Annotated in this window: 24 protein-coding genes; 16 read left to right on the plus strand and 8 right to left on the minus strand. The window is 65.5% G+C overall.

Annotated features, from left to right (window positions below; all coding sequences use genetic code 11):
* Nucleotides 1–12 precede the first annotated feature (12 nt).
* Nucleotides 13–348: a DUF8846 family protein gene (locus AADZ90_RS06280; RefSeq protein WP_367308593.1), complete on the plus strand. Its 336-nt coding sequence runs from the start codon at nucleotides 13–15 to the stop codon at nucleotides 346–348.
* Here the strand turns inward: AADZ90_RS06280 and AADZ90_RS06285 are convergent.
* Nucleotides 345–1370 carry a Hint domain-containing protein gene (locus AADZ90_RS06285; protein ID WP_367308592.1) on the minus strand — a complete coding sequence of 342 codons (1026 nt, stop codon included), beginning with the start codon at nucleotides 1368–1370 and terminating at the stop codon, nucleotides 345–347. The genes AADZ90_RS06280 and AADZ90_RS06285 overlap by 4 nt on opposite strands.
* 165 nt (nucleotides 1371–1535) lie before the next feature.
* Between AADZ90_RS06285 and dapE the strand changes: the two genes are divergently transcribed.
* Both dapE and rnr read left to right on the plus strand, forming a co-directional pair.
* A complete protein-coding gene (dapE, locus tag AADZ90_RS06290) occupies nucleotides 1536–2678 on the plus strand; it encodes a succinyl-diaminopimelate desuccinylase (protein ID WP_367308591.1) in 1143 nt (380 codons plus the stop codon).
* 49 nt (nucleotides 2679–2727) lie between these two features.
* The gene (gene rnr / locus AADZ90_RS06295; RefSeq protein ID WP_367308590.1) at nucleotides 2728–4983 is read left to right on the plus strand and encodes a ribonuclease R; all 2256 of its coding nucleotides are present in this window, start codon (nucleotides 2728–2730) and stop codon (nucleotides 4981–4983) included.
* 120 nt (nucleotides 4984–5103) lie between these two features.
* Here the strand turns inward: rnr and AADZ90_RS06300 are convergent, their stop codons facing one another.
* From AADZ90_RS06300 to AADZ90_RS06315, 4 genes are read right to left on the minus strand one after another with little or no spacing between them, the layout of a single operon-like run.
* The gene (locus tag AADZ90_RS06300) at nucleotides 5104–5451 is read right to left on the minus strand and encodes a hypothetical protein (RefSeq protein ID WP_367308589.1); all 348 of its coding nucleotides are present in this window, start codon (nucleotides 5449–5451) and stop codon (nucleotides 5104–5106) included.
* A gap of 54 nt (nucleotides 5452–5505) precedes the next feature.
* Nucleotides 5506–5745: a hypothetical protein gene (locus AADZ90_RS06305; RefSeq protein WP_367308588.1), complete on the minus strand. Its 240-nt coding sequence runs from the start codon at nucleotides 5743–5745 to the stop codon at nucleotides 5506–5508.
* A 1-nt stretch (nucleotide 5746) separates the two neighbouring features.
* Complete coding sequence (locus AADZ90_RS06310; protein WP_367308587.1) at nucleotides 5747–6040, minus strand: DUF1244 domain-containing protein; 294 nt, start codon at nucleotides 6038–6040, stop codon at nucleotides 5747–5749.
* Between the two features lie 11 nt (nucleotides 6041–6051).
* A complete protein-coding gene (locus AADZ90_RS06315; protein WP_367308586.1) occupies nucleotides 6052–6783 on the minus strand; it encodes an N-formylglutamate amidohydrolase in 732 nt (243 codons plus the stop codon).
* A 559-nt stretch (nucleotides 6784–7342) separates the two neighbouring features.
* On the opposite strand from AADZ90_RS06315, the gene pyk reads away from it, so the two are divergent.
* From pyk to AADZ90_RS06365, 10 genes are all read left to right on the plus strand, one after another.
* The gene (gene pyk, locus AADZ90_RS06320) at nucleotides 7343–8788 is read left to right on the plus strand and encodes a pyruvate kinase (RefSeq protein ID WP_367308585.1); all 1446 of its coding nucleotides are present in this window, start codon (nucleotides 7343–7345) and stop codon (nucleotides 8786–8788) included.
* Nucleotides 8789–8821: 33 nt separating this feature from the next.
* On the plus strand, nucleotides 8822–9043 hold the full coding sequence (locus AADZ90_RS06325) for a hypothetical protein (RefSeq protein WP_367308584.1): 222 nt from the start codon (nucleotides 8822–8824) through the stop codon (nucleotides 9041–9043).
* 108 nt (nucleotides 9044–9151) lie between these two features.
* Entirely contained in the window at nucleotides 9152–9352 is a 201-nt protein-coding gene (gene rpmI, locus AADZ90_RS06330) for a 50S ribosomal protein L35 (protein WP_367308583.1), read from the plus strand.
* Nucleotides 9353–9364: 12 nt separating this feature from the next.
* On the plus strand, nucleotides 9365–9727 hold the full coding sequence (gene rplT / locus AADZ90_RS06335) for a 50S ribosomal protein L20 (RefSeq protein ID WP_367308582.1): 363 nt from the start codon (nucleotides 9365–9367) through the stop codon (nucleotides 9725–9727).
* A gap of 259 nt (nucleotides 9728–9986) precedes the next feature.
* Complete coding sequence (locus AADZ90_RS06340; protein WP_367308581.1) at nucleotides 9987–11057, plus strand: Hint domain-containing protein; 1071 nt, start codon at nucleotides 9987–9989, stop codon at nucleotides 11055–11057.
* Between the two features lie 295 nt (nucleotides 11058–11352).
* The gene (pheS, locus tag AADZ90_RS06345) at nucleotides 11353–12426 is read left to right on the plus strand and encodes a phenylalanine--tRNA ligase subunit alpha (protein WP_367308580.1); all 1074 of its coding nucleotides are present in this window, start codon (nucleotides 11353–11355) and stop codon (nucleotides 12424–12426) included.
* Between the two features lie 26 nt (nucleotides 12427–12452).
* Nucleotides 12453–12860: a hypothetical protein gene (locus tag AADZ90_RS06350; RefSeq protein WP_367308579.1), complete on the plus strand. Its 408-nt coding sequence runs from the start codon at nucleotides 12453–12455 to the stop codon at nucleotides 12858–12860.
* 84 nt (nucleotides 12861–12944) lie between these two features.
* On the plus strand, nucleotides 12945–13463 hold the full coding sequence (locus tag AADZ90_RS06355) for a hypothetical protein (protein WP_367308578.1): 519 nt from the start codon (nucleotides 12945–12947) through the stop codon (nucleotides 13461–13463).
* Nucleotides 13464–13526: 63 nt separating this feature from the next.
* A complete protein-coding gene (pheT, locus tag AADZ90_RS06360; RefSeq protein ID WP_367308577.1) occupies nucleotides 13527–15920 on the plus strand; it encodes a phenylalanine--tRNA ligase subunit beta in 2394 nt (797 codons plus the stop codon).
* 209 nt (nucleotides 15921–16129) lie between these two features.
* Nucleotides 16130–17104 carry a hypothetical protein gene (locus AADZ90_RS06365; RefSeq protein ID WP_367308576.1) on the plus strand — a complete coding sequence of 325 codons (975 nt, stop codon included), beginning with the start codon at nucleotides 16130–16132 and terminating at the stop codon, nucleotides 17102–17104.
* A 242-nt stretch (nucleotides 17105–17346) separates the two neighbouring features.
* On the opposite strand, the gene AADZ90_RS06370 is transcribed toward AADZ90_RS06365, so the two are convergent.
* Nucleotides 17347–18039: a glutathione S-transferase family protein gene (locus AADZ90_RS06370; protein WP_367308575.1), complete on the minus strand. Its 693-nt coding sequence runs from the start codon at nucleotides 18037–18039 to the stop codon at nucleotides 17347–17349.
* Between the two features lie 145 nt (nucleotides 18040–18184).
* Between AADZ90_RS06370 and mscL the strand changes: the two genes are divergently transcribed.
* Nucleotides 18185–18574 (plus strand): large conductance mechanosensitive channel protein MscL, encoded by a 390-nt coding sequence (gene mscL, locus AADZ90_RS06375; RefSeq protein WP_367308574.1) that lies wholly within the window; start codon nucleotides 18185–18187, stop codon nucleotides 18572–18574.
* 69 nt (nucleotides 18575–18643) lie between these two features.
* Here the strand turns inward: mscL and rpsU are convergent, their stop codons facing one another.
* Nucleotides 18644–18850, minus strand: a complete 207-nt coding sequence (gene rpsU, locus AADZ90_RS06380; protein WP_008331758.1) for a 30S ribosomal protein S21 — start codon at nucleotides 18848–18850, stop codon at nucleotides 18644–18646.
* Nucleotides 18851–18952: 102 nt separating this feature from the next.
* Here rpsU and AADZ90_RS06385 point away from each other — a divergent pair, with 102 nt between their 5' ends.
* Both AADZ90_RS06385 and AADZ90_RS06390 read left to right on the plus strand, forming a co-directional pair.
* Nucleotides 18953–19648, plus strand: a complete 696-nt coding sequence (locus tag AADZ90_RS06385) for a COQ9 family protein (protein ID WP_367308573.1) — start codon at nucleotides 18953–18955, stop codon at nucleotides 19646–19648.
* A gap of 13 nt (nucleotides 19649–19661) precedes the next feature.
* A complete protein-coding gene (locus tag AADZ90_RS06390; protein WP_367308572.1) occupies nucleotides 19662–20639 on the plus strand; it encodes an NAD(P)H-quinone oxidoreductase in 978 nt (325 codons plus the stop codon).
* A 270-nt stretch (nucleotides 20640–20909) separates the two neighbouring features.
* On the opposite strand, the gene AADZ90_RS06395 is transcribed toward AADZ90_RS06390, so the two are convergent.
* A complete protein-coding gene (locus AADZ90_RS06395) occupies nucleotides 20910–21332 on the minus strand; it encodes a hypothetical protein (protein ID WP_367308571.1) in 423 nt (140 codons plus the stop codon).
* Nucleotide 21333: the final 1 nt, after the last annotated feature.

Raw genomic sequence — 21333 nt, forward strand, 5'->3', positions numbered from 1 at the left:
CCCCAGCGGCCCATGGGACAGACAAAGCGACAACAGGCCGTCTTCACCCTTCTGGTTGAGGTCGGCCGCAAGGCGGGCGACGGCCTGCCCGACGGCGCGTCGGGTGCCGCGCTCGTCTGCTATGCCAGCGGCGTGGACGAGGCCGAAGCGGTGCGCGAGACGGTGGCCGTCCTCAAACAGGCAGATCTCGCGCCGCTTGACGTGTCGGGCTACGGCACGCTCGACGAACGGCTTGCCGAAGGTCACGACATCCCGGACGAAGAGCGCGCCCTGATGGATCGCGCCCTGGCCGAAAACGCCGTGATCGTGGCCCAGATGACCCCCCTCTTTGACAGGCCCGAGGCCTAGGCCGCCTGCTGCCCGCCTTTTCGCGGCACGCTCCGGCTTGCCCCAAGGATCGACAGCCGCCGGGCCACCGGATCGGCGTCGAGCGCTCTTGCATCGATGCTTTCGACGGGAATGCCGCCGGCCCGGAACGTCTCCACCCGGTCGAGCAACAGGTGATGATAGCGCCGGATCAGCGGCCTCTGCGCCGCAGGCTCCGCCACGCCCGACCCAACCAGCGTCTCCGCCGGGACGACGACGCCCGTCCGGCCGCCTGCCAGGATCGGCGGTACCGCGATCCGCTGGCCCGCCGCCAGCAGCGCGTGCCCGTCCCGCCCGAAGGGCCGGGCGGGCACCCCCATCGCGCGGCAGATCCCGCGGGCCGGCAGGTCGGCCCAGCCGGTCGCGCGGATCTCCGACACCCGGCCAGAGACCGTGACGATCAGATCGCCCGACGACAGCGCATTCACAGGCCGCTCGCCGGTCGGCGTCTCGATCATCGTGTGAGGCGCCAGCGTCGGGCGCGGGCCGATGGCGCTCGGCCGGTCGGCGATGGCAAGGTAGGCTGCCCCGGCGACGGGCGCCTGATAGGCCGCCTTCTCGGCCCAGGCTGCCGTCACCGGCGGCGGGTTCGCGACCGCCGCCGTCCGGACCACCCCGCGCCCATGATCCTCTACGCAGAGCCAGCCGCACCGCGCGGGCGCGTCCCAAAGGTAGGTGACCGTCACCCGCCCCGTCTCGGCCCCGATCACACCCGCGACCTGCGCCGCCGCGTGGGCCTGCGCCGTGCCCAGCCCGATCGACACCGCACCTTCCGCACCGATCCGCAAGGTCAGCGCAAAGGGCCAGGGCCGCTTCGCCGCCAGCGCCACAACCTCGGCCCCCATCAGCGCCCCGGCCTGCGCCAGCTCCACCCGCAACGTTCCGCGCTCCAGCAAGGGCCCGCCCGCCACGGGCGCCGTCCGGCCAAGGCCGCTCCGGTTGAAACGGGAGGCGAGGGGATCGGCCAAGCCGATCCAACCCGCCGAGATGGGGTGCGCTTGCATATCATCCTCTTCGCCGCGGCCTCGTCCGGCCCGGACTGTCTTGGTATCCCCAAGGGGTTAAGGATCAATTACGGCGCGCCGGGGGCCGTCGGCGGACACTTGAATGGCCGTGCCGTTGCGATCCCCGCCCCAAGGCGATAGCGACGCCGGGAAAGGACACCGCCCATGCCCACCGACCCGATCGCCCTGACCGCCGACCTGATCCGCTGCCCCTCCGTTACGCCAGAAGACGGCGGCGCGCTGGACCTGCTTGCGGGCAAGCTCTCGGCCGCCGGGTTCACCTGCCAAAGGGTCGACCGGAACGGCACGCCCAACCTCTTCGCGCGCTGGGGCGACAAGGGCGCGGCGAAGACTTTCGGCTTCAACGGCCATACCGACGTGGTCCCGGTGGGCGACCGCGCCGCCTGGACCACCGACCCGTTCGGTGCCGAAACGCGGGACGGCTGGCTCTATGGCCGCGGGGCGACCGACATGAAATCCGGCGTCGCCGCCTTCGCCGCCGCCGCCATCGACTTCGTCACCGATACGCCGCCCGACGGCGCCGTGATCCTGGCCATCACCGGTGACGAGGAAGGCGACGCGACCGACGGCACCACCGCGCTCCTTGACTGGATGGCCAAGGAGGGCGAGCAGATGGACGTCTGCCTCGTCGGTGAGCCGACCTGCCCCAACGAGATGGGCGAGATGATCAAGATCGGCCGCCGCGGCTCGATGACCGCGCGCATCACGGCGACCGGCAAACAGGGCCACTCCGCCTATCCGCACCTCGCCGTGAACCCGCTGACCGGCCTCGTCCGTCTGCTCGACCGCCTCGCTTCCTATCCCCTCGACGACGGCACCGACCACTTCGACCCCTCCACCCTCGCCATCGTCACCATCGACACCGGCAACCCCGCCTCGAACGTCATCCCGGCCGAGGCGCAGGCGACCCTCAACATCCGTTTCAACGACGAACACACCGGCGCCTCCCTCACCGAATGGCTGGAAGAAGAGGCAGAGGCGGTGACCGACGAAAGCGAGGTCGCCTTCCGGATCGACGTCAGGATCTCGGGCGAAGCCTTCCTCACCCCGCCCGGCCCCCTCAGCGATCTCGTGGCCCGGTCGGTCGAGGCTGAAACCGGGCGCCAGCCGGTCCTCTCCACCACCGGCGGCACGTCGGACGCGCGCTTCGTCAAGGATCACTGCCCGGTCGTCGAATTCGGCCTTGTCGGCCACCGGATGCACGCGGTCGATGAACGCGTCTGCACCGACCAGATCGACCGGCTCAAGGCGGTCTATCTCAGAATTCTGCGGGACTACTTCAGCTAGAAGCCATTTCATCATGACGCCGCCGCGCCCCCGTGCTAGGCGCGGGGCCATGGCACGGATACCGACCCGCGAGGCGATCCTGGACTGGATCGCCGACAACCCCACCCAGACCTCCAAGCGCGACATCGCCAAGGCCTTCGGCATCAAGGGCGCCGACCGGATCGAGCTCAAGCGCGTCCTCCGCCAGCTCGAAGATGAGGGCCACCTGGAAAAGCGCCGCAGATCCTTCCGCGACCCCGAAAAGCTGCCGCCCGTCTCCGTGCTCGAGGTGGCCGGGCCGGACGGCGACGGCGATCTCTTCGCGCGCCCGCTGGAATGGCAGGGCGAGGGTGCGGAACCACGGGTGCTGCTCGTCCTGCGCCAATCCGATCCGGCGCTTGGCGCAGGGGATCGCATCCTCGCCCGGCTGACCGAACTGCGCGGCGAGGATCCCGCCTATGAAGGCCGGCTGATCCGTCGCATCGGCACCAACCCGAAGCGGATCCTCGGCGTCTTCCGCAAGGGCTCAGAAGGCGGCCGCATCCTGCCCATCGACAAGGGCGCCGACCGGCAATGGACGGTCGCTGACGGCGCCACCCATGGCGCGAAGGACGGCGAACTGGTCGAGGCCGAACAGGCCGGGCCCAAGAGCCGGATGGGCCTGCCCAAGGCGCGCATCGTCTCGCGCCTTGGCGATCCGTCGGCGCCCAAGGCCGTCTCGCTCATCGCGATCCACCAGCACGGCATCCCCGACAATTTCCCCGACGACGTGATCGCCGAAGCCGACGGCATGAAACCCGCGGGCCTCGAGGGCCGTGTGGACCTGCGGGAGATGCCGCTCATCACCATCGACCCGTCGGATGCCCGCGACCACGACGATGCCTGCTACGCCCAACCCGACACCGATCCGAAGAACGAGGGCGGCCATATCCTCTGGGTCGCCATCGCCGACGTGGCCCACTACGTCCGCCCCGGCACGGCGCTCGATCGCGAGGCGCGCAAGCGCGGCAACTCCACCTACTTCCCCGACCGGGTCGTGCCGATGCTGCCGGATCGCCTCTCGGGCGATCTCTGCTCGCTCCACGAAGGGGTGCCGCGCGCCTGCATCGTGGCGAAGATGACCATCGATTCAGCGGGCAACCTTATCCGGCACGAGTTCCAGCGCGGCCTCATGCGCTCCGTCGCGTCGCTGCATTATACCGAGGTTCAGGCGGCCATCGACGGCCAGCCCAATGACCGCACGGAACCGCTGCTCGACCCGGTCCTGAAACCCCTCTACGCCGCCTACGAGGCGCTCCGCCGCGCGCGCAATTCCCGCGAACCGCTCGACCTCGATCTGCCCGAACGCCAGATCGTCCTTTCCGACGACGGCACCGTCACCTCCGTCAACTTCAAGGACCGGCTCGACGCCCATAAGCTGATCGAGGAATTCATGGTCCTCGCCAACGTCGCCGCCGCCGAGACCCTGATCAAGAAACGCAGCCCGCTTCTCTTCCGCGTCCACGAGGAACCCTCGCCCGAAAAGCTCGACGCCCTGCGCGAAACCGCCCAGGCCTCCGGCCTGACGCTCGCCAAGGGGCAGGTTCTGAAGACGGCGCATCTGAACCGCCTGCTGAACCAGGCCGCCGGAACGCAGAATGCCGAGCTCATCAACCTCGCCACTCTGCGGTCGATGACCCAGGCCTATTATAGCCCCGAGAATTTCGGCCATTTCGGCCTCGCGCTGCAGGCCTACGCCCACTTCACCTCGCCCATCCGGCGCTATTCCGACCTGATCGTCCACCGCGCGCTCATCTCCGCCCATGGTTGGGGCGACGACGGTCTCAGCCCCGAAGAAATCGAGCGGCTGGAGCAGACCGCCCAGCACATCTCGGAAACCGAGCGGCGCTCGATGATGGCCGAACGCGACACGACCGACCGCTACCTCGCCAGCTACCTCGCCGACCGAGTCGGCAGCGAGATGACGGGCCGGATCAGCGGCATCGCCCGCTTCGGCATCTTCGTGAAACTGGACGAAACCGGCGCCGACGGCATGGTCCCGATCCGGTCGATCGGCGACGAATACTTCCACCACGATGCCGACAGCCAGACGCTGATGGGCGCCGATAGCGGCCGGGTCATCGCGCTGGGCCAAAAGGTACTGACGCGCCTGTCAGAGGCCGTCCCCGTCACCGGCGGCCTGATGCTGGAACTGCTCGAGATCGAGGACACCAAGCTCCCCAAATCCTCCCGCCCCGCCCGCGGCCGCCCACCCCGCCGCAAACCGGCCCAGGCCAAGCGCAAACGCGACAAGAAAGAGCGGAAGGTCAAGCGGACGCGGCGTTGAGTTTCTGGCTCACGGTTCCGTAAAACTCTGAGGGCAGTCCCCCCGGGGGGCGGTCGGGGGCTGCCCGGTGTTCGGTGTTTCACACCGGGCAGATGAATTAAATTAGGACGCGTATCCGGATCAGTCCGCGTCCGCCTTCTCCATCTGATCCTTCACGCCCTCGGCCCAATCCTTCCCCGGATCGCCGCCCCACAGCAACCAGGCAATATAACCGGCTGACGGATCGTCGTCGTTCCCGAAATCCTCGGCAGACTTGTCGACCTCATGGCGCGCGAAATAGCTGACCATCCGCTCGATCGTGTCGGGCGTCAGCCGCGCCTTGTTCTTGAGATCGCGTGCCCGGGCCACGCCCACATCCGTCCCGCCGCGCCCAAATTCATCGCGCAGCTTCAACCCTTTCTCGGCGGCCTCCGCCACGTCGCCGGGTGGAACGAAATCGATATGGTCGTATTTCTGGGGTCGGCTCATGGCATCCTCCGTTTCGCGACCAACGGAGAGGCAATCGCCAATGTTCCGAAGCGGTCAGCCGTTGCGCAGGATCGCCGCGACCCGGCTGCGGGTGCGGATATAGCCCAGCTTGTCCGAATTCGATGTCAGCAGAAGATGCAGCTGCGCCGCCTGCGCGACACTCAGCTGGCTGGTATCGACCTCGACATCATAGAAGCGCAGCTTCGTCTCGATCTGCCGCAGCAACTGCGGGTTCGGCTCATCTGCTGCCGCCGCGCCTGCCGTCAGGGCCAGGACAACCACAAGAAACCGCACCTCAATGCTCCTCCCGCGCGGCGAAGGCCGCCTTCTGATCCGCCGTGGCCTCGGTCTGGTACCGGTCGCGCCACTCGGCATAGGGCATACCATAATAGGCCTCCCGCGCCTCCTCCTTGCTCATCACGATCCCGCGTTCTTCGGCGGCCTCCTGGACCCAGCGGCTCAGGCAGTTCCGGCAGAACCCGGCCAGGTTCATCATGTCGATATTCTGCACATCCGTCCGGTTCCGCAGATGATCCCGCAAAGTCCGGAACGCCGCCGCCTCGATCTCTAGCCTCGTCTGATCGTCCATCCTGTCCTCCGTCATACGCCCGATGCCGCCAGCGCCGCCTCCAGATGCGGCACCAACCGGTCTGCCCACGCGATCTGCCCGGCCTCGGTCTCGATCAGATCGTTGCGGATCTCGATCAACACGTTCGGCCGCCCGGCGCGCCGCCCGTGGATGTCCATCGAATCCCCGGGCAGGTGCCCCGAATAGGGCTCGTTATCTCCGATACATAGGTCGGTGTCGGTCCGCAGGCTGTCAAGGAACGGCACCGCAAGCTGCCGGTCCTCGTTATAGAGCACGCCCACCTCCCACGGCCGCCACGGTCGCCCCTTCAGCTGCGGCGTGAAGGAATGCACGGCGACAAACAGCGCGTCCCGGGTCGAGGCGAGCTCCTCCAGCGCCCCGTGATACGGCCGGTGAAACAGGTTCAGCCTGCGCTCCACCTCGCCCGCATCGACGTGGCGGTTGCCGGGAATGATCGTCCCGTCATAAAGCCGCATCACCAGCGTGGGGTCGTCTTCCCCCCGGTTGGGATCGATCACCAGGCGCGAGAAATCCGTCCAGATCACCGGCCCGTCGAGCCGCTCCCCCAGCCGCTTGGCCACGCCCAGTGCCCCGATGTCATAGGCGATGTGCCGCGCCATATCCTCCTCCGGCAGGCCCAGCGGCGGCACGTCGTCCGGCACCCGGTTCGTTGCATGATCGCAGGTCACGATCCATCGGGCGGGCCGGTCGGCGCCGGTGATGTGGCAGGGGGAGTAGAGCATGAAGGGGTCGAAATTCTCTGATCTTCGGACGCCCCCGTAAAACGCGATCCGGGATGCTGTTCAACACTCTGGCGCAGATAAACATCACCTGAGGGCGCGAGTGCAGACATTCAGAGCCACATCAGCCAAAAAAACCGCCATCGCAGACCAGAGCCCGCGATGACCAACCTGTTCAACTCGACAGCTTAGCGTTCAGTCTCCGGGGCAGACGCCAGCGGACGTCCGGCAAGGCGGATGGTGATGCTGACCTTGCCGTCGGAAAAAGCGACTAATCCGAGAGGGATCCAGCAGAGGCAGTTCGGGGCCGATGCAAAGATCCTTCGTCACCGAGATCTCTCTTGAGACGGCAGCAATGACGGCGCATTAAACGGCAAGTTGAAAACACGCGTTCCGCCCGACCGTTGTCGGATGGCAACTCTCGGGGAAACCGGACCGGCCTTTTGCCTCCGTGACCGCCTCGACGGCACCACCACCAATCAACCCGCTTGAGAAATCGCAACGGATCGCCGATACCCCCGCACGTATCGAAGTTAGCGATAACACGAGGGGGACCGAACCCATGAGACGCCATCGCAACGTCAAGATCGTCGCAACGCTCGGCCCCGCCTCCAACGATTACGACACGATCCGCGCCCTGCACGAGGCGGGCGCGGATGTCTTCCGGCTCAACATGAGCCATGGCGACCATTCCGAGATCCGGGTGCGGCACGAGATCATCCGCCAGATCGAGGCCGATATGGGCTCTCCCATCGGCATCCTCGCCGACCTGCAGGGCCCCAAGCTCCGCGTCGGCGTGTTCGAGAACGGCGAGGAAGAACTGGAAGAGGGCGATACCTTCCGCCTCGATCTCGACGACGCGCCCGGCAGCAAGCGCCGCGTCCAGCTGCCCCACCCCGAGATCTTCCAGGCCCTCGAACCCGAGGCGCGGCTGCTGGTCAATGACGGGAAGATCCAGCTCAAGGTCAAATACTGCGCCGAGGATCACGCGATCTGCGACGTCATCGTCGGCGGCACGATCTCGAACCGCAAGGGCGTGAACGTGCCGGACGTCGAACTCCCCCTTGCCGCCCTCTCCGAAAAGGACCGCAAGGACCTGGAATTCGTCTGCGATCTCGGCGTCGACTGGCTGGCTCTCTCCTTCGTGCAGCGTCCGGCGGACGTCGAAGAGGCCCGCGGCCTGGCGAAAGGCCGCGCCGCGATCCTGTCGAAGATCGAAAAACCCACCGCGATCAAGAATTTCGACGCGATCCTCGCCGCCTCCGACGGGGTGATGGTCGCCCGCGGCGACCTGGGCGTCGAGCTCCCCGTCCAGAACGTCCCGCCGATCCAGAAGCAGCTCGTCCGGAAATGCCGCTCCGCCGCCAAGCCGGTGATCGTCGCGACCCAGATGCTCGAGTCGATGATCGAAAGCCCGATGCCGACAAGGGCCGAGGTCTCGGACGTCGCCACCGCCATCTATGAGGGCGCCGACGCGATCATGCTGTCGGCCGAAAGCGCCGCCGGTTCCTACCCGATCGAGGCGGTGACGACCATGGACAACGTCGCACAGGAGGTCGAAAGCGATCCGACCTATACCGAGATCATCGAAGCCTCCCGCGCGGCCAAGCGCACCTCCGTCGCCGACGGCATCGTCGCCGCCGCCCGCGAGATCGCCGAGACGTCCGATATCACCGCGATCTGCTGCTTCACCGCCAGCGGCAACACCGCGATCCTCGTCGCCCGCGAACGCCCCCGCGTGCCGATCCTGGCGCTCACTCCGTCCGAGCGCACCGCCCGCAGGCTCTGCCTCAGCTGGGGCACAATCTGCGTGATCGCCGACGATGCCAAGCGCTTCAAGGGCGCCGTGGTCGCCGCCGCCAAGGCCGCCCGCGAGGAAATGGGCGCAACCGGCGACGATCTGATCGTCGTCACCGCCGGCGTGCCCTTCGGCGTTTCGGGCACAACCAACATCCTTCGCGTCGCCCCCTGCGACGAACGTTTGATTTTTAGCACCGAGCCGGAATAGCATCCTCCCACAAGATGTAGGAGGAGGTCGGCCATGACCCCCGACCATTACCTGGTGATCGGCGTGATCGTTGTCGCGATGGCGATCCCCGGGATATTTGCCGCCATCCGCGACAACCACGCCCCCCGCCTCGCCGCGATCGCCCTGCTCGTCGGCTCCGGTTTCATCGCGGCCGCCTTCAACCAGCGGCCCGGCGGCTATTCGTTCGAGGAAATCCCCGAAGCCTTCGTCAACGTCTTCGCCACGTTCCTTTAGATTCCCCTTGCCAAACGCCCCGGCCCGTCATAGACGACGCGCTTCCAACCGGGGCGCCGGCCAAAAGGCATGCCGTGCGGCCCGCTAAATATCTCAACGGAGAGTGAAATGCCGAAGATGAAGACAAAGTCGAGCTGCAAGAAGCGGTTCAAGGTCACCGCCTCGGGGCGTGTCAAGGCCGGCCAGGCCGGCAAGCGTCACGGGATGATCAAGCGGTCCAACAAGTTCATTCGTGATGCCCGCGGCACCACGGTCCTCACCAAGGCTGACGAACAGATCGTCAAGCCGATGATGCCCTACGCGCGCTAAGGAGGATCGAAGATGTCCCGCACCAAAGGGGGTACCACCACCCACGCCCGCCACAAGAAGGTCACCGACGCCGCCAAGGGCTATTACGGCCGGCGCAAGAACACCTTCAAGGTCGCCCGCCAGGCGGTCGACAAGGCCAACCAATACGCCACCCGCGACCGCAAGACCCGCAAGCGCACCTTCCGCGCGCTCTGGATCCAGCGGATCAACGCGGCCGTCCGCGCCCATGACGAGGCGCTGACCTATTCCCGCTTCATGGGCGGCCTCGCCAAGGCCGGGATCGAGGTCGACCGCAAGGTCCTCGCCGATCTCGCCGTGCACGAGCCCGACGCCTTCGGCGCCATCGTCGACAAGGCCAAGGCCGCGCTCGCCTGACACGGCTGAAAGCGTCTGCGAATCAGGGGCCGCCCGATCAGGGCGGCCTTTCTTGTTATCCGAGAGGCTGTTTTTCTGATGTCAATTCACGATTGACGGTCAAGCCTCTACAACGCAACAATTCTCTGCCTAAATTTTAGATTTTACTTAATTTTCAAATATTTAGAGCTTGCTTGCGACGCCGCAAATGCCTTGTTTGGGCCCCCGCCCCGCATATCCTGCCCCGGGGTTCAGGTAACGAGTAACACGAGGGGCAAGTATGGCGCGTATCAGCGAACTCCATTATTCCAACAACTATGCGGCTTCATCCGGGGTGGCGGAATTCGTCGAAGTCGCCCTTGAACCCGGGGAAAGCCCCGACGACTACACGATCCAGTTTTACGAGGCTGACGGAAGCCCGGGCATCACGGTCAACCTCGCAGACGTCCCGCCCGGTCGGGTCACCGTGGACCCCGAAACCGGGGAAACAGTCTATGTCATCTCGTCAGAAGACTTCGACTTCCTGATCACCGACCCGAATTCTGGCGCCAACAACAACTACGAAGGCATCGCCCTCGTCGACGTCTCGGATCCGACCGACCCGAGCACGGTCAACTTCTACGATATCGGCGGCGGCACCCAGGGTATCGTCGCCAATGGCGGGCTGGCGGGTGGCGACACCTCCACCAACATCCCCGTCCCCCGCGGGCCGGACACGATCAACGCGTCGATCCAGTTCAACGAACCTGACGAGACCACCGTCACCTTCGGCGATGTCGGCCCCGGCGACAGCGGCCTCTGCTTCTGCCGCGGCACCCTGATCCGCACGCCCGACGGCGACCGCCCGGTGGAGGATCTGGAACCCGGCGACCTCGTCCTCACCGTCGATCACGGGCCGCAACCCGTCCGCTGGCACGGCACGTCCACTGCCCGGGCCGAGGGCAATATGGCCCCCATCCGCTTCGCCGCGGGCGCCCACGACGCGACCGCGCCGCTGATGGTCTCTCCCCAGCACCGCATGCTCGTCTCGGGGCCCTCGATCGAGCTGCATTTCGGCATCTCCGAAGGGCTGGTCGCCGCCAAGCATCTGGTCAACGGCGATACGGTGACCCGCGCCCCGGGCGGCAGCGTCGAATACCACCACATCATGTTCGACCGGCACGAGCTCATCTGGGCCAACGGCGCCGTCACCGAAAGCTTCTTCGTGGCCGAAAACGGCCTCGGCATCATGGATCCCGAAATGCGCGCGGAATTCGCGGCGCTCTTCCCCGAACTCGTCGGCGACGCGGCAGTTTTCGGCGGTCTCTGCCGGACCGCCCTGACAGGGCGCGAGGCGGCGCTCGTCGCCTGATCCCGGGAAAACAATCCCAGATCTTGACCTAGGGATTGTTTCTTCTTTTGGGGTAATCTTTCGTTAAGAAAGCCACCGCGCGCTGCGTTAACTCCGCTCCACCGCGCGGTCATGTCCGACATAAGTCCGACGCAAAGCCGACGGAATGCCGACAGGCCGAATGGCCCCGTTTCCCTTGTTAACCTGCCGATTCGCACGGTCCGGCCCGCCGACGGCCCCCAACCCGTTGCGCAACCTTGCAATGCAACACCCCAAGGGGTAGCACCCCGCCGGTACAGCCAGAGGGACCGGCGCGATGGATGATCTGAGATCCAAGTATATCGACCTGATCGCCCAGGCGGCGGACGAGGCCGCGCTGGAAGATCTCCGGGTGCAGGCTGTTGGAAAGAAAGGCGAAATCAGCCTCGCCATGCGCGAACTCGGCCGCATGACGCCCGAGGAACGGCAAGAGGCGGGCCCCCGCCTCAACGCGCTGAAATCCGAGATCACCTCGGCGCTCGCCGCCAAGAAGCAGGCCCTGACCGACGCCGCCCTCGACGACCGGCTCAAGGCCGAATGGCTCGACGTAACGCTCCCCGCAAGGCCTTCAAATCACGGCACAATTCACCCGGTCAGCCAGGTCACGGAAGAGGTCAGCGCCATCTTCGCCGACATGGGATTTTCCGTCGCCGAAGGCCCCCAGATCGAAAGCGACTGGTACAATTTCGACGCGCTCAACATCCCCGGCCACCACCCCGCTCGCGCCGAGATGGACACGTTTTATATGCAGCGGAAACAAGGGGACAACCGCCCGCCCCACGTCCTGCGCACCCATACCTCGCCGGTCCAGATCCGCTCGATGATGGACCACGGCGCCCCCCTGCGCGTCATCTGCCCCGGCCGCGTCTACCGCGCCGATTACGACCAGACGCATACGCCCATGTTCCACCAGGTCGAGGGGCTGGCCATCGACACCGACATCTCGATGGCGAACCTCAAGTGGTGCCTCGAAGAATTCTGCCGCGCCTTCTTCGAGGTCGACGGCGTCGAACTCCGCTTCCGCGCCAGCCACTTCCCCTTCACCGAACCCTCGGCCGAGGTCGACATCCGCTGCTCGTGGGCGGGCGGAACGCTCAAGATCGGCGAGGGTGACGACTGGCTGGAAATCCTCGGCTCCGGCATGGTCCACCCCAAGGTGCTCGAAGCGGGCGGCATCGACCCTTCCCAGTGGCAGGGCTTCGCCTTCGGCATGGGCATCGACCGCATCGCCATGCTGAAATACGGCATCCCCGACCTGCGCGCCTTTTTCGACAGCGATCTCAGATGGTTGCGCCACTACGGCTTCGGAGCACTGGACCGGCCGGATCTGGTGGGCGGGTTGAGCAGGTGACGTGGCTCGGAGCGCTTCTGCTATCCGTGCTGGGTTTTCTTTTTGGTCGTATCTTTGCTCAATCGGAAGCAATTCTGGCTGAGAAGCGGCGCGTCTACGAAGCTTTTTTGGTAGATGGTCCTGCGCCAAATGATGCGGACTCCGAGTGGAGCGAAGACATTGATCGAGAGAGGCAAACCCAGATCAAAAGGGTAGTAAATCCCATGCTTCTTTATGCCTCGCCGCCGGTAGCTCAAGCAGTAAGCGTCTACCTCGAGAAATTTCACGAAGCTGACGCCGAGCTTGGTCCTTCAAGCCCAGCACTTCATCCAACCTATGTTGAACTGGCCAAAAGCCACAATGATGTAGCGCTCGAGATGAGTAGGGACGCTCTTGGCTGGTCTGTTTTTGGCTATAGAGGGAAATCTCGCGTTCCAAGCCTGCTAAAGAAGTAAGACTTCTAATCGTTAGTGAATGACCCTTGCCGAAGTACCATGAGCCAGCATCTGCTAGCAAAGTAAGAGACTTAAGATCCTTTCATGCCCCTCCTCCCCTCCCTCCCCAAGATGATCCAGACCATGGATCGCGTCCTGATGCCCGGGGCCGCGACCCTCAGCCTCCAACCCGTCTGCCTCGACGTGGAGGCCGACGTCGCCATCGCCGATATGGATATCGACGAGGCGCGCCAGATCATGTCCGAGATCGACGCGAAATCCTCGGCGCTCCTGGCCGTGCTCGCCATCATCCTCGCCGCCTCCACCTTCATCTTCTCGCTCGATCAGACCTGGCTCACCCTCGCGCTCATGTTCGCGCAGGTCGTCACCGTCTCGGTCTCGATCCTGTTCCTGCTGCGCTGCCTGATCTACGAACCCTCCCCCCGCCTGCACCGCATCTTCGAGATGGAGCGGGTGACCTCCGAACACTCCATGCAGATCGAGGCGATCAAGCAGGTGCGCTACTTCAACCGGGTGATCGTACTGACCGTCCTGACCTCGATCCTGTTCTTCGCCATGTCCATGCTGGTCGGCGTCGACGCCATGATCCGCGCCGACGGCTAAGCCCCTTCCGCCCCCGCCGCAGCTAGGCTAAACGCGCTCCCGACACGCGCAAAGGCACATGGCATGAAGTTCACCCTTTCCTGGCTCAAGATCCACCTCGACACCGAGGCGACGATTGACGAGATCACCGAGACGCTGACCGATCTCGGGCTCGAGGTCGAAGGCGTCGACAACCCCGCCGACCGCCTGTCCGCCTTTACGCTCGGCTATGTGAAAAAGGCCGAAAAGCATCCCGATGCCGACAAGCTGCGCGTCTGCCAGGTGGCCACCATCGACGGCGACAAGCAGATCATCTGCGGCGCCCCGAACGCGCGTGAGGGCATCACGGCGGTCATCGCGCTGCCCGGCACCTACGTCCCCGGCATCGACACCACGATCGGCGTCGGCAAGATCCGCGGCGTCGAAAGCCACGGCATGATGTGCTCGGAACGCGAGATGGAGCTGTCCGACGAACACGACGGCATCATCGAGCTGCCGTCGGGCGAGGTCGGTCAGAAATTCACCGACTGGCTGGCCGAAAACGACCCGGCCAAGGTCGACCCTGTGATCGAGATCGCGATCACCCCCAACCGCCCCGATGCGCTGGGCGTGCGCGGCATCGCCCGCGACCTCGCCGCCCGCGGGCTGGGCACCCTGATCCCGAACAACACGCCCGAGGTGCCGGGCACCTTCCCTTGTCCGATCCCCGTCACGATCGAAGACGACACGCGCCACGCCTGCCCGCTCTTCACCGGTCGCCTGATCCGCGGCGTCACCAACGGGGCCAGCCCCGACTGGCTGCAGGACGCCCTGCGCGCCATCGGCCTGCGCCCGATCAGCTTCCTCGTCGATGTCACCAACTACTTCACCTACGACCGCAACCGCCCGCTTCACGTCTTCGACGCGGCCAAGGTTAAAGGCGGCCTGCGCATCCACCGGGCGACGGGCGGCGAGACGCTGCTGGGCCTCGACGAGAAGGAGTATACCTTCGAAAAGGACATGACTCTCATCTCCGACGACGAGGGGCCTGAAAGCATAGCCGGCGTCATGGGCGGCCTGCCCACCGGCGTGACGATGGAGACGACGGATGTCTTCCTCGAAGCCGCCTATTTCGACCCGATCCGCACCGCACTGACGGGCCGGGCGCTCAAGCTGAACTCCGATGCCCGCTACCGCTTCGAGCGTGGCATCGACCCCGCCTGGACACTGACCGGGCTGCACGCCGCGACGCAGATGATCCTCGACCACGCCGGCGGCGAGGCGTCCGAGCCGGTGATCGCCGGCGCCGTCCCCGAAGACACCCGGATCTACCACCTCGACACCGACCGCTGCGCGTCGCTCGTCGGCATGGACATCCCGGCGGAGACCCAGCGCCAGACGCTGGAATCCCTGGGCTTCGTCATGGACGGCGACATGGCCCGCCCCCCGACCTGGCGCCCCGATGTCCTGGGCGAGGCCGACCTGGTGGAAGAGGTCGCGCGCATCGCCTCGCTCACCAAGCTCGAAGGCAAGCCCATGCGCCGCCCCCAGCCCGGCGTCCCGAAACCCGTTCTGACGCCCGCCCAGATCCGCGACCGCGCCGCCCGCCGCGCCTGCGCCGCGCAGGGGCTGAACGAGTGTGTGACCTACAGCTTCATCGACCGGGACGCCGCGCTCCTCTTCGGCGGGTCCGACGATGCGGCGCTGGAAAACCCCATCTCGTCCGAGATGTCGCATATGCGCCCCGCGCTGCTGCCCGGCCTCCTGCAGGCCGCGGCCCGCAACCAGGCGCGCGGCTTCGCCGACATCGCGCTCTTCGAAATCGGCGCGGCCTTCCACGGCGGCGAACCGGGTGAACAGCACACGCTCGTCACCGGCATCCGCATCGGCCGCACGGGGCCGAAGGACATCCACGGCGCCAGCCGCCCGGTCGATGCCTTCGACGCCAAGGCCGATGCCGAGGCGGTGCTGGCGGCCCTCGGCGCGCCCGCCAAGACCCAGATCCTCCGCGAGGCGCAGGACTGGTGGCACCCCGGCCGCCACGGGCGCATCTGCCTCGGCCCCAAGAAGACGCTCGCGGTGTTCGGCGAGATCCACCCGAGGATCCTCGCCGCCCTCGACGTCAAGGGCCCCGCCGTCGGCTTCACCATCTGGCCGGACGAGATCCCGGCGAAGCGCAGCACCACCGCCACCCGCCCCGCGCTCGACGCGCCCGACCTGCAGGCGGTGGAGCGTGACTTCGCCTTCGTCGTCGATGCCCGGACCGAGGCCGCGACGCTGCTGAACGCCGCGCAAGGCGCCGACAAGGCCCTGATCGACGACGTCCGCCTCTTCGATGCCTTCGAAGGCGGCGCGCTGGGCGAGGGCAAGAAGTCGCTGGCCGTCACCGTGCGCCTGCAACCCCGCGAGGCGACCCTGACGGACGCCGAGATCGAAGCCGTCAGCGCCAAGATCGTCGAGAAGGTCACGAAAGCAACCGGCGGCACGCTGCGCGGCTAGCTGTGGCCGCGCCGCCACGCGCCTGACCTGACGGAACCGCACCCGCTTGATCGGGCGCCCCGCTCCGCCGTAAGCAGCGGGCCTGATTTTCGGAGGCCAACCATGCCTGTTCACATGCCAAACCCGGGGCCAGCCGCCCCGCTTTAGCGCCTCCCGCACGGTATCGCTGCGGGACGGCTTCGTTCGACCTCCCGCAAAACGATACTCAGATGAAACCCGATACGATCGCGATGATCCGGGACTGCGTGCCCGAGATCATGCCGCTGACCTACTATGCCGACCGCGAAAGCGCGTGGTGCCTGGCCAACATGATGCCCGCTGAGGACACCGTCCCGGCGCTTAGGAAGTCGCGCCTCGGCCGGTTCCTCGACCGTCCGATCCTGAAGCCGCTCGTCGCGTCCTGTGGCGGGACCCTGCGCCGTGCCGACGTCCGTGCGCTCGCGCAGGCGGGCGACGGGTTGCGGATGACCGGCGTCACCCAAGGCGGCTACACGGCGCTCGAGGGGGTCTTCGCCACGGCCTGGGACGACTACGTTCTGACGCTCACCAAATGGGGCGACACCTACCGCTGGCCGGATGCCCAGACCAGCTTGCGCGGCCTCAACCTCGTCCTCCAGGTCGGCTTCCCGGCGGCCCATGCGGAGCTTCTCAACAGGGTCGGTCTCAAGGCGAACCGCAAGCAGTTCGAGGTGAGCCACCATCCCATTCGGACGGATGGCGCGCCGACCCTCTCCTGGGCCCGGCTCGAGGTCGACCTCGAGAGCGGCGAAGCGCTGATCGAAGAGGTGCAGTCAGACTGGCTGCGCCGCGTCCGGCGCCACTGCGACCGGGAAAGCAAACGCGCCCCACGCTCCCGCGCGTTGCGGGTGCTGCAGAGCTACGAGGCTGACCTGACCGCGCGCTACGGCAAGCTCTGGCCGAAGGTCACGCTTTTGGCCGCGCTCCTCTTCCTGAAGGAAGAGCTTGGCTGCACCCGGATCTGGATGCATCAGCCGGGCCCGGGCGTCGCCCTGAAGCAGATCAAGGGGCCCGCGCCGCCGGTCTCGCTTTATTCGGCGCTGCCGAAATCCTTCGGTTTCACGCCGACGGATGAGGTGCCGCCTTTCCTGAAGCCGGCCCGGCGCAAGACCTTGCGCGACCTCCGCAAGAGGCACGACACGCTCTTCTGGCGGATGGATCTCTGAAAAAACGAAACCGGCGGGAAAAACTTTCCCGCCGGTAACCATTTTTCAACCCTAACGGCCTATACACCGAGATGCACAAGCGGTGGTGGCGCGGATGTCAAAAAACATCCCTCCCGGACGTTGCACGGGGCTATGGCAACGTTCGGACCCTCCTCCGCCTGCGCAACACCTAGGCGGTTTCATCCAGGCTGCGGGTTGATAAGGCGGGGGCGAACCCCGCCGCCCGCGTCAGGGTTGCGACCCTAGTCCCGCGGCGGAATATTCAGCCCGCGCTGCACCGCAGGCCGCTCCAAAAACCGGTCGAGATAGGCAACAACGTTGCCGTGGTCGGACCAGCCGACGGCCTCCTTCGCGCCGTAGAAATCGAGGGCCCGTAGCCACGGCGCGATCGCGATATCGGCGATGGAGTAGTCGCCCGCAACCCACTCCTTCCCGTCTAACTCTTTCTCCAGCACCGCCATAAGCCGCTTGGACTCGTCCAGATAGCGCTCCTGCGGCCGCTTATCCTCCCATTCGGAGCCGGCGAATTTCCAGAAGAAACCCAGCTGCCCGAACATCGGACCGACGCCACCCATCTGAAACATCAGCCACTGGATCGCCTTCGCCTTGTCGGAACCATTGCCCAGGAATTTGCCAGTCTTTTCAGCCAGATAAATCAGGATCGCCCCGCTTTCGAACAACCCCACCGGCCCGTCCGGCCCATCCGGATCGATGATCGCGGGGATCTTGTTGTTCGGGTTCAACGACAGAAACGCGTCGCTCTTCACATCCGCATCGGCGAGCGTCACCTTATGCGCTTCGTAGGGCAGGCCCGTCTCCTCCAGCATGATCGAGGCCTTCACCCCGTTCGGCGTCGGAAAGGAGTAAAGCTGGATCACCGACGGGTCCTGTGCAGGCCATTTCTGCGTGATCGGGAACTGGGAAAGATCGGCCATGTGACGTCCTCTTGTTGTATCGCGCCAACGTAATCCCGCTGACCGCGTGAAAAACCCGTAGTTTGGCGCGCAAACCGCGGTATGTCTGTGCAGCGGCGCGCGTAAACTGGTTCAAGGCGCCGTAGTAACCACTGTGGGGACAGACATGATCAACGAATTCAAGGACTTCATCGCCAAGGGCAACGTGATGGACATGGCCGTCGGCATCATCATCGGCGCCGCTTTCACGGCCATCGTGACCTCGCTCGTCGAGGATCTGGTGAACCCCCTGATCGGCCTTTTCGTCGGCGGCCTCGACTTCTCCGCCCTCAGTTTCGGACTGGCCGATGCGCAGTTCATGTACGGCAACTTCATCACCGCGCTGATCAACTTCCTGATCATCGCCTTTGTCGTCTTCATGCTGGTCAAGATGGTCAACCGCGTGAGATCCATGGCCGAAAAGCCCGACGAGGTCGCGCCAGAGGTCGACACCGGCCCCTCCGAACTCGACGTCCTTCTCGAAATCCGCGACGCCCTCAAACGCGACGCGGCCTGAGACAAAACAAAACCCCCGCGGGCCATGTGCCCCGGGGGTCCGTTCCGACAATCCGTCGATGTCTAAGGCTTAAAGCATGCCTTCGCGCTGGGCTTTCTTCCGTGCCAGCTTGCGCTGACGGCGGATCGCCTCGGCCTTTTCGCGCGCCTTCTTCTCAGAGGGCTTCTCGAAGTGCTGACGCAGCTTCATCTCACGAAAAACGCCTTCGCGCTGGAGCTTTTTCTTCAGCGCACGAAGCGCCTGATCGACGTTGTTGTCACGAACACTGACCTGCATGTGGGTGTCACCACCTTTCTGGCTAGAGTTGCATAGGTGCAGGAAGTGGCCGTATAGCAAGGCGCTCCTAGCTTGTCCAGCGACCCTTGGAAGGAGGCTGCCATGACACCCCGCACCGATCCGCTGATCGACAAACTGCTCGACGCCGCCCTGCTGCACGTCCCCTTCGACGGGTGGAGCGAGGCGACGTTCAAGGCCGCGATCAAGGACACCGAAACCAATCCCGTCATTGCTGAAACCGCCTGCCCAAGGGGCGCGGTCGACCTGGCCATCGCCTTTCATAAAAGAGGCGATGACAAGATGGTCGAGCGGCTGAAAGCCGAGGACTTGTCAGCCCTGCGCTTCTCCGAAAAAGTCGCCGCCGCCGTCCGCTTCCGGATCGAAGCGATCGACAACAAAGAGGCCGTGCGCCGCGGCACCGCCCTGTTCGCGATGCCGCACCTCGCGGCGGATGGCGCCAAGCTGATCTGGGGCACCGCCGACCTGATCTGGGACACGCTGGGTGATACCGCCGACGACATCAACTGGTACACCAAGCGCGCCACGCTCTCGGGCGTCTATGCCTCCTCCGTCCTGTTCTGGCTGGGCGACGATTCGACGAACAACCAGGCGACCTGGGCCTTCGTCGACCGGCGCATCGACAACGTGATGGGTATCGAAAAGCTCAAGTCGCGGATCAAGACGAACCCGATCCTGTCGCGCCTCACTGCGCCGCTGGAATGGGCGGGCAGCAAGGTGCGCCCACCCTTGCGCACCCCCCGCGTTGACCTGCCGAACAACTGGTCCGGCCCTTACTGATGGGCCTCTGTAGATGACAATGCGCGCGGTCGAGATCGCCAAACCCGGGGGCCCGGACGTCCTGACGCTCACCGAGCGCCCGATCCCCGATCCCCGCCATGGAGAGGTGGTCATCCGCCTCACACATGCAGGCGTCAACCGCCCCGACGCGCTGCAGCGGGCCGGCCTCTACGACCCGCCGCCCGGCGCCTCCGACCTGCCCGGTTTGGAAGGGGCAGGGGAGGTCGCCGCGGTCGGCCCCGGCGTGACCGACCTGAAAGAAGGCGATACAGTCTGCGCCCTCCTCCCCGGCGGCGGCTATGCCGAATACGCATCCACCCCTGCCGCCCATTGCCTGCCGATCCCGGACGGCATGTCCCTGCGTGAAGCCGCCTGCCTGCCCGAAACCTTCTTCACAGTCTGGTCCAACGTCTTCATGCGCGGCGGCCTGCAGGCCGGCGAACGTTTCCTCGTCCACGGAGGCTCTTCCGGGATCGGGACAACCGCGATCCAGCTTGCCCGCCACTTCGGCGCCCGGGTCTTCGCGACCGCCGGAAACGCCGACAAATGCCAGGCCTGCGAAAACCTCGGCGCCGAGCGCGCCATCAACTACAAAGAGGAGGATTTCGTCGATATCCTCCGCGCCGAAGGCGGCGCGAACCTGATCCTCGACATGGTCGGCGGCGGCTACATCCCCCGCAATATCAAGGCGCTGGCCGATGACGGCCGCCTCGTCCAGATCGCTTTTCTGCAAGGCCCCAAGTTGGAGCTCAACTTCGTCCAGATCATGACGCGGCGCCTGACGATCACCGGCTCCACCCTGCGTCCGCAATCGAACGCGGCGAAAGCTGAAATCGCCCGCCAGCTGCGCGATCAGGTCTGGCCGCTTCTCGCCTCGGGCAAGGTCGCGCCCGTGATGGACAGTCATTTCCCCCTAAAGGACGCCGCCAAGGCCCATGAGCGGATGGAAAGCTCCGCCCATATCGGCAAGATCGCCCTAGATATCGGCTGATCCCGCCCCCCGAGGCGACCGACCCTCAGTGAGGATCGGCCGCCAGACGGGACGATCGGTCAGCCACAGCGTCAACTGCATCCCCCGCATCGCAATCGTAAGAGATTGCTTTCGCCGGACCACCAACCGGCGCGGTATGAACGCATCAACCATGGCAACCTCTCATCCTGCCTTCCCCTGGGTAAGAAAGTTAGCAGGACAGAGGCACAGCGGTTAGTGAGGGATTCCTGACCTTTAGCGCAAACAGCCGGGATTACGGCACTTTTCGGGTCAACTGTCGGCAATCACAGTTTCAAGGTCCAACGATCCCCTCGGGATCTCGATCCGTTGCCGCACGTCGGGCGGGACCGCCATAACCGCGTCGAGCGTCAGGATCTGAAACCGTTCCTGCAGCGCCGTCGTCCGCTGCCGAACCTCCGCCATCAGCCCCTCCAAACTGGTCCGGTCCGTCTCCGGCAGGCGCATCCGGGTGAAGAGTTCCGTTCGGGTGCTATTCAACTCCGCCAGCTCTTCCATGATGATCTGGCGTTCCTCCCAGATCCCGCTTCGAATGTCGCGGCGGATCTCGTCGGGATAATGGGCACTGAAGCTCCCCAATGTGCGGGCTACATCAATCGGACGGCTCAGGTCGCCGGCGATGAACCCGATCAGAAGGCCGTTCAGGACAAGCGAGAGCACCAGCCAGATCCGCATC

The sequence above is a fragment of the Aestuariibius violaceus genome (genome assembly GCF_040779325.2).
Taxonomy (GTDB): Bacteria; Pseudomonadota; Alphaproteobacteria; order Rhodobacterales; family Rhodobacteraceae; genus Aestuariibius; species Aestuariibius violaceus.

Excerpts from the sequence above, each read along its gene's own strand:
- AADZ90_RS06395 (WP_367308571.1), bottom strand. The coding sequence starts at position 21,332 with ATGCGGATCTGGCTGGTGCTCTCGCTTGTCCTGAACGGCCTTCTGATC.
- AADZ90_RS06315 (WP_367308586.1), bottom strand. The coding sequence starts at position 6,783 with ATGCTCTACTCCCCCTGCCACATCACCGGCGCCGACCGGCCCGCCCGA.
- AADZ90_RS06325 (WP_367308584.1), top strand. The coding sequence starts at position 8,822 with ATGACCCCCGACCATTACCTGGTGATCGGCGTGATCGTTGTCGCGATG.
- rplT (WP_367308582.1), top strand. The coding sequence starts at position 9,365 with ATGTCCCGCACCAAAGGGGGTACCACCACCCACGCCCGCCACAAGAAG.
- AADZ90_RS06280 (WP_367308593.1), top strand. The coding sequence starts at position 13 with ATGGGACAGACAAAGCGACAACAGGCCGTCTTCACCCTTCTGGTTGAG.
- AADZ90_RS06365 (WP_367308576.1), top strand. The coding sequence starts at position 16,130 with ATGAAACCCGATACGATCGCGATGATCCGGGACTGCGTGCCCGAGATC.
- AADZ90_RS06355 (WP_367308578.1), top strand. The coding sequence starts at position 12,945 with ATGCCCCTCCTCCCCTCCCTCCCCAAGATGATCCAGACCATGGATCGC.
- mscL (WP_367308574.1), top strand. The coding sequence starts at position 18,185 with ATGATCAACGAATTCAAGGACTTCATCGCCAAGGGCAACGTGATGGAC.
- AADZ90_RS06310 (WP_367308587.1), bottom strand. The coding sequence starts at position 6,040 with ATGGACGATCAGACGAGGCTAGAGATCGAGGCGGCGGCGTTCCGGACT.
- AADZ90_RS06340 (WP_367308581.1), top strand. The coding sequence starts at position 9,987 with ATGGCGCGTATCAGCGAACTCCATTATTCCAACAACTATGCGGCTTCA.
- AADZ90_RS06370 (WP_367308575.1), bottom strand. The coding sequence starts at position 18,039 with ATGGCCGATCTTTCCCAGTTCCCGATCACGCAGAAATGGCCTGCACAG.
- AADZ90_RS06385 (WP_367308573.1), top strand. The coding sequence starts at position 18,953 with ATGACACCCCGCACCGATCCGCTGATCGACAAACTGCTCGACGCCGCC.
- rnr (WP_367308590.1), top strand. The coding sequence starts at position 2,728 with ATGGCACGGATACCGACCCGCGAGGCGATCCTGGACTGGATCGCCGAC.
- AADZ90_RS06285 (WP_367308592.1), bottom strand. The coding sequence starts at position 1,370 with ATGCAAGCGCACCCCATCTCGGCGGGTTGGATCGGCTTGGCCGATCCC.
- AADZ90_RS06390 (WP_367308572.1), top strand. The coding sequence starts at position 19,662 with ATGACAATGCGCGCGGTCGAGATCGCCAAACCCGGGGGCCCGGACGTC.
- pyk (WP_367308585.1), top strand. The coding sequence starts at position 7,343 with ATGAGACGCCATCGCAACGTCAAGATCGTCGCAACGCTCGGCCCCGCC.
- rpsU (WP_008331758.1), bottom strand. The coding sequence starts at position 18,850 with ATGCAGGTCAGTGTTCGTGACAACAACGTCGATCAGGCGCTTCGTGCG.
- AADZ90_RS06300 (WP_367308589.1), bottom strand. The coding sequence starts at position 5,451 with ATGAGCCGACCCCAGAAATACGACCATATCGATTTCGTTCCACCCGGC.
- pheS (WP_367308580.1), top strand. The coding sequence starts at position 11,353 with ATGGATGATCTGAGATCCAAGTATATCGACCTGATCGCCCAGGCGGCG.
- rpmI (WP_367308583.1), top strand. The coding sequence starts at position 9,152 with ATGCCGAAGATGAAGACAAAGTCGAGCTGCAAGAAGCGGTTCAAGGTC.
- pheT (WP_367308577.1), top strand. The coding sequence starts at position 13,527 with ATGAAGTTCACCCTTTCCTGGCTCAAGATCCACCTCGACACCGAGGCG.
- dapE (WP_367308591.1), top strand. The coding sequence starts at position 1,536 with ATGCCCACCGACCCGATCGCCCTGACCGCCGACCTGATCCGCTGCCCC.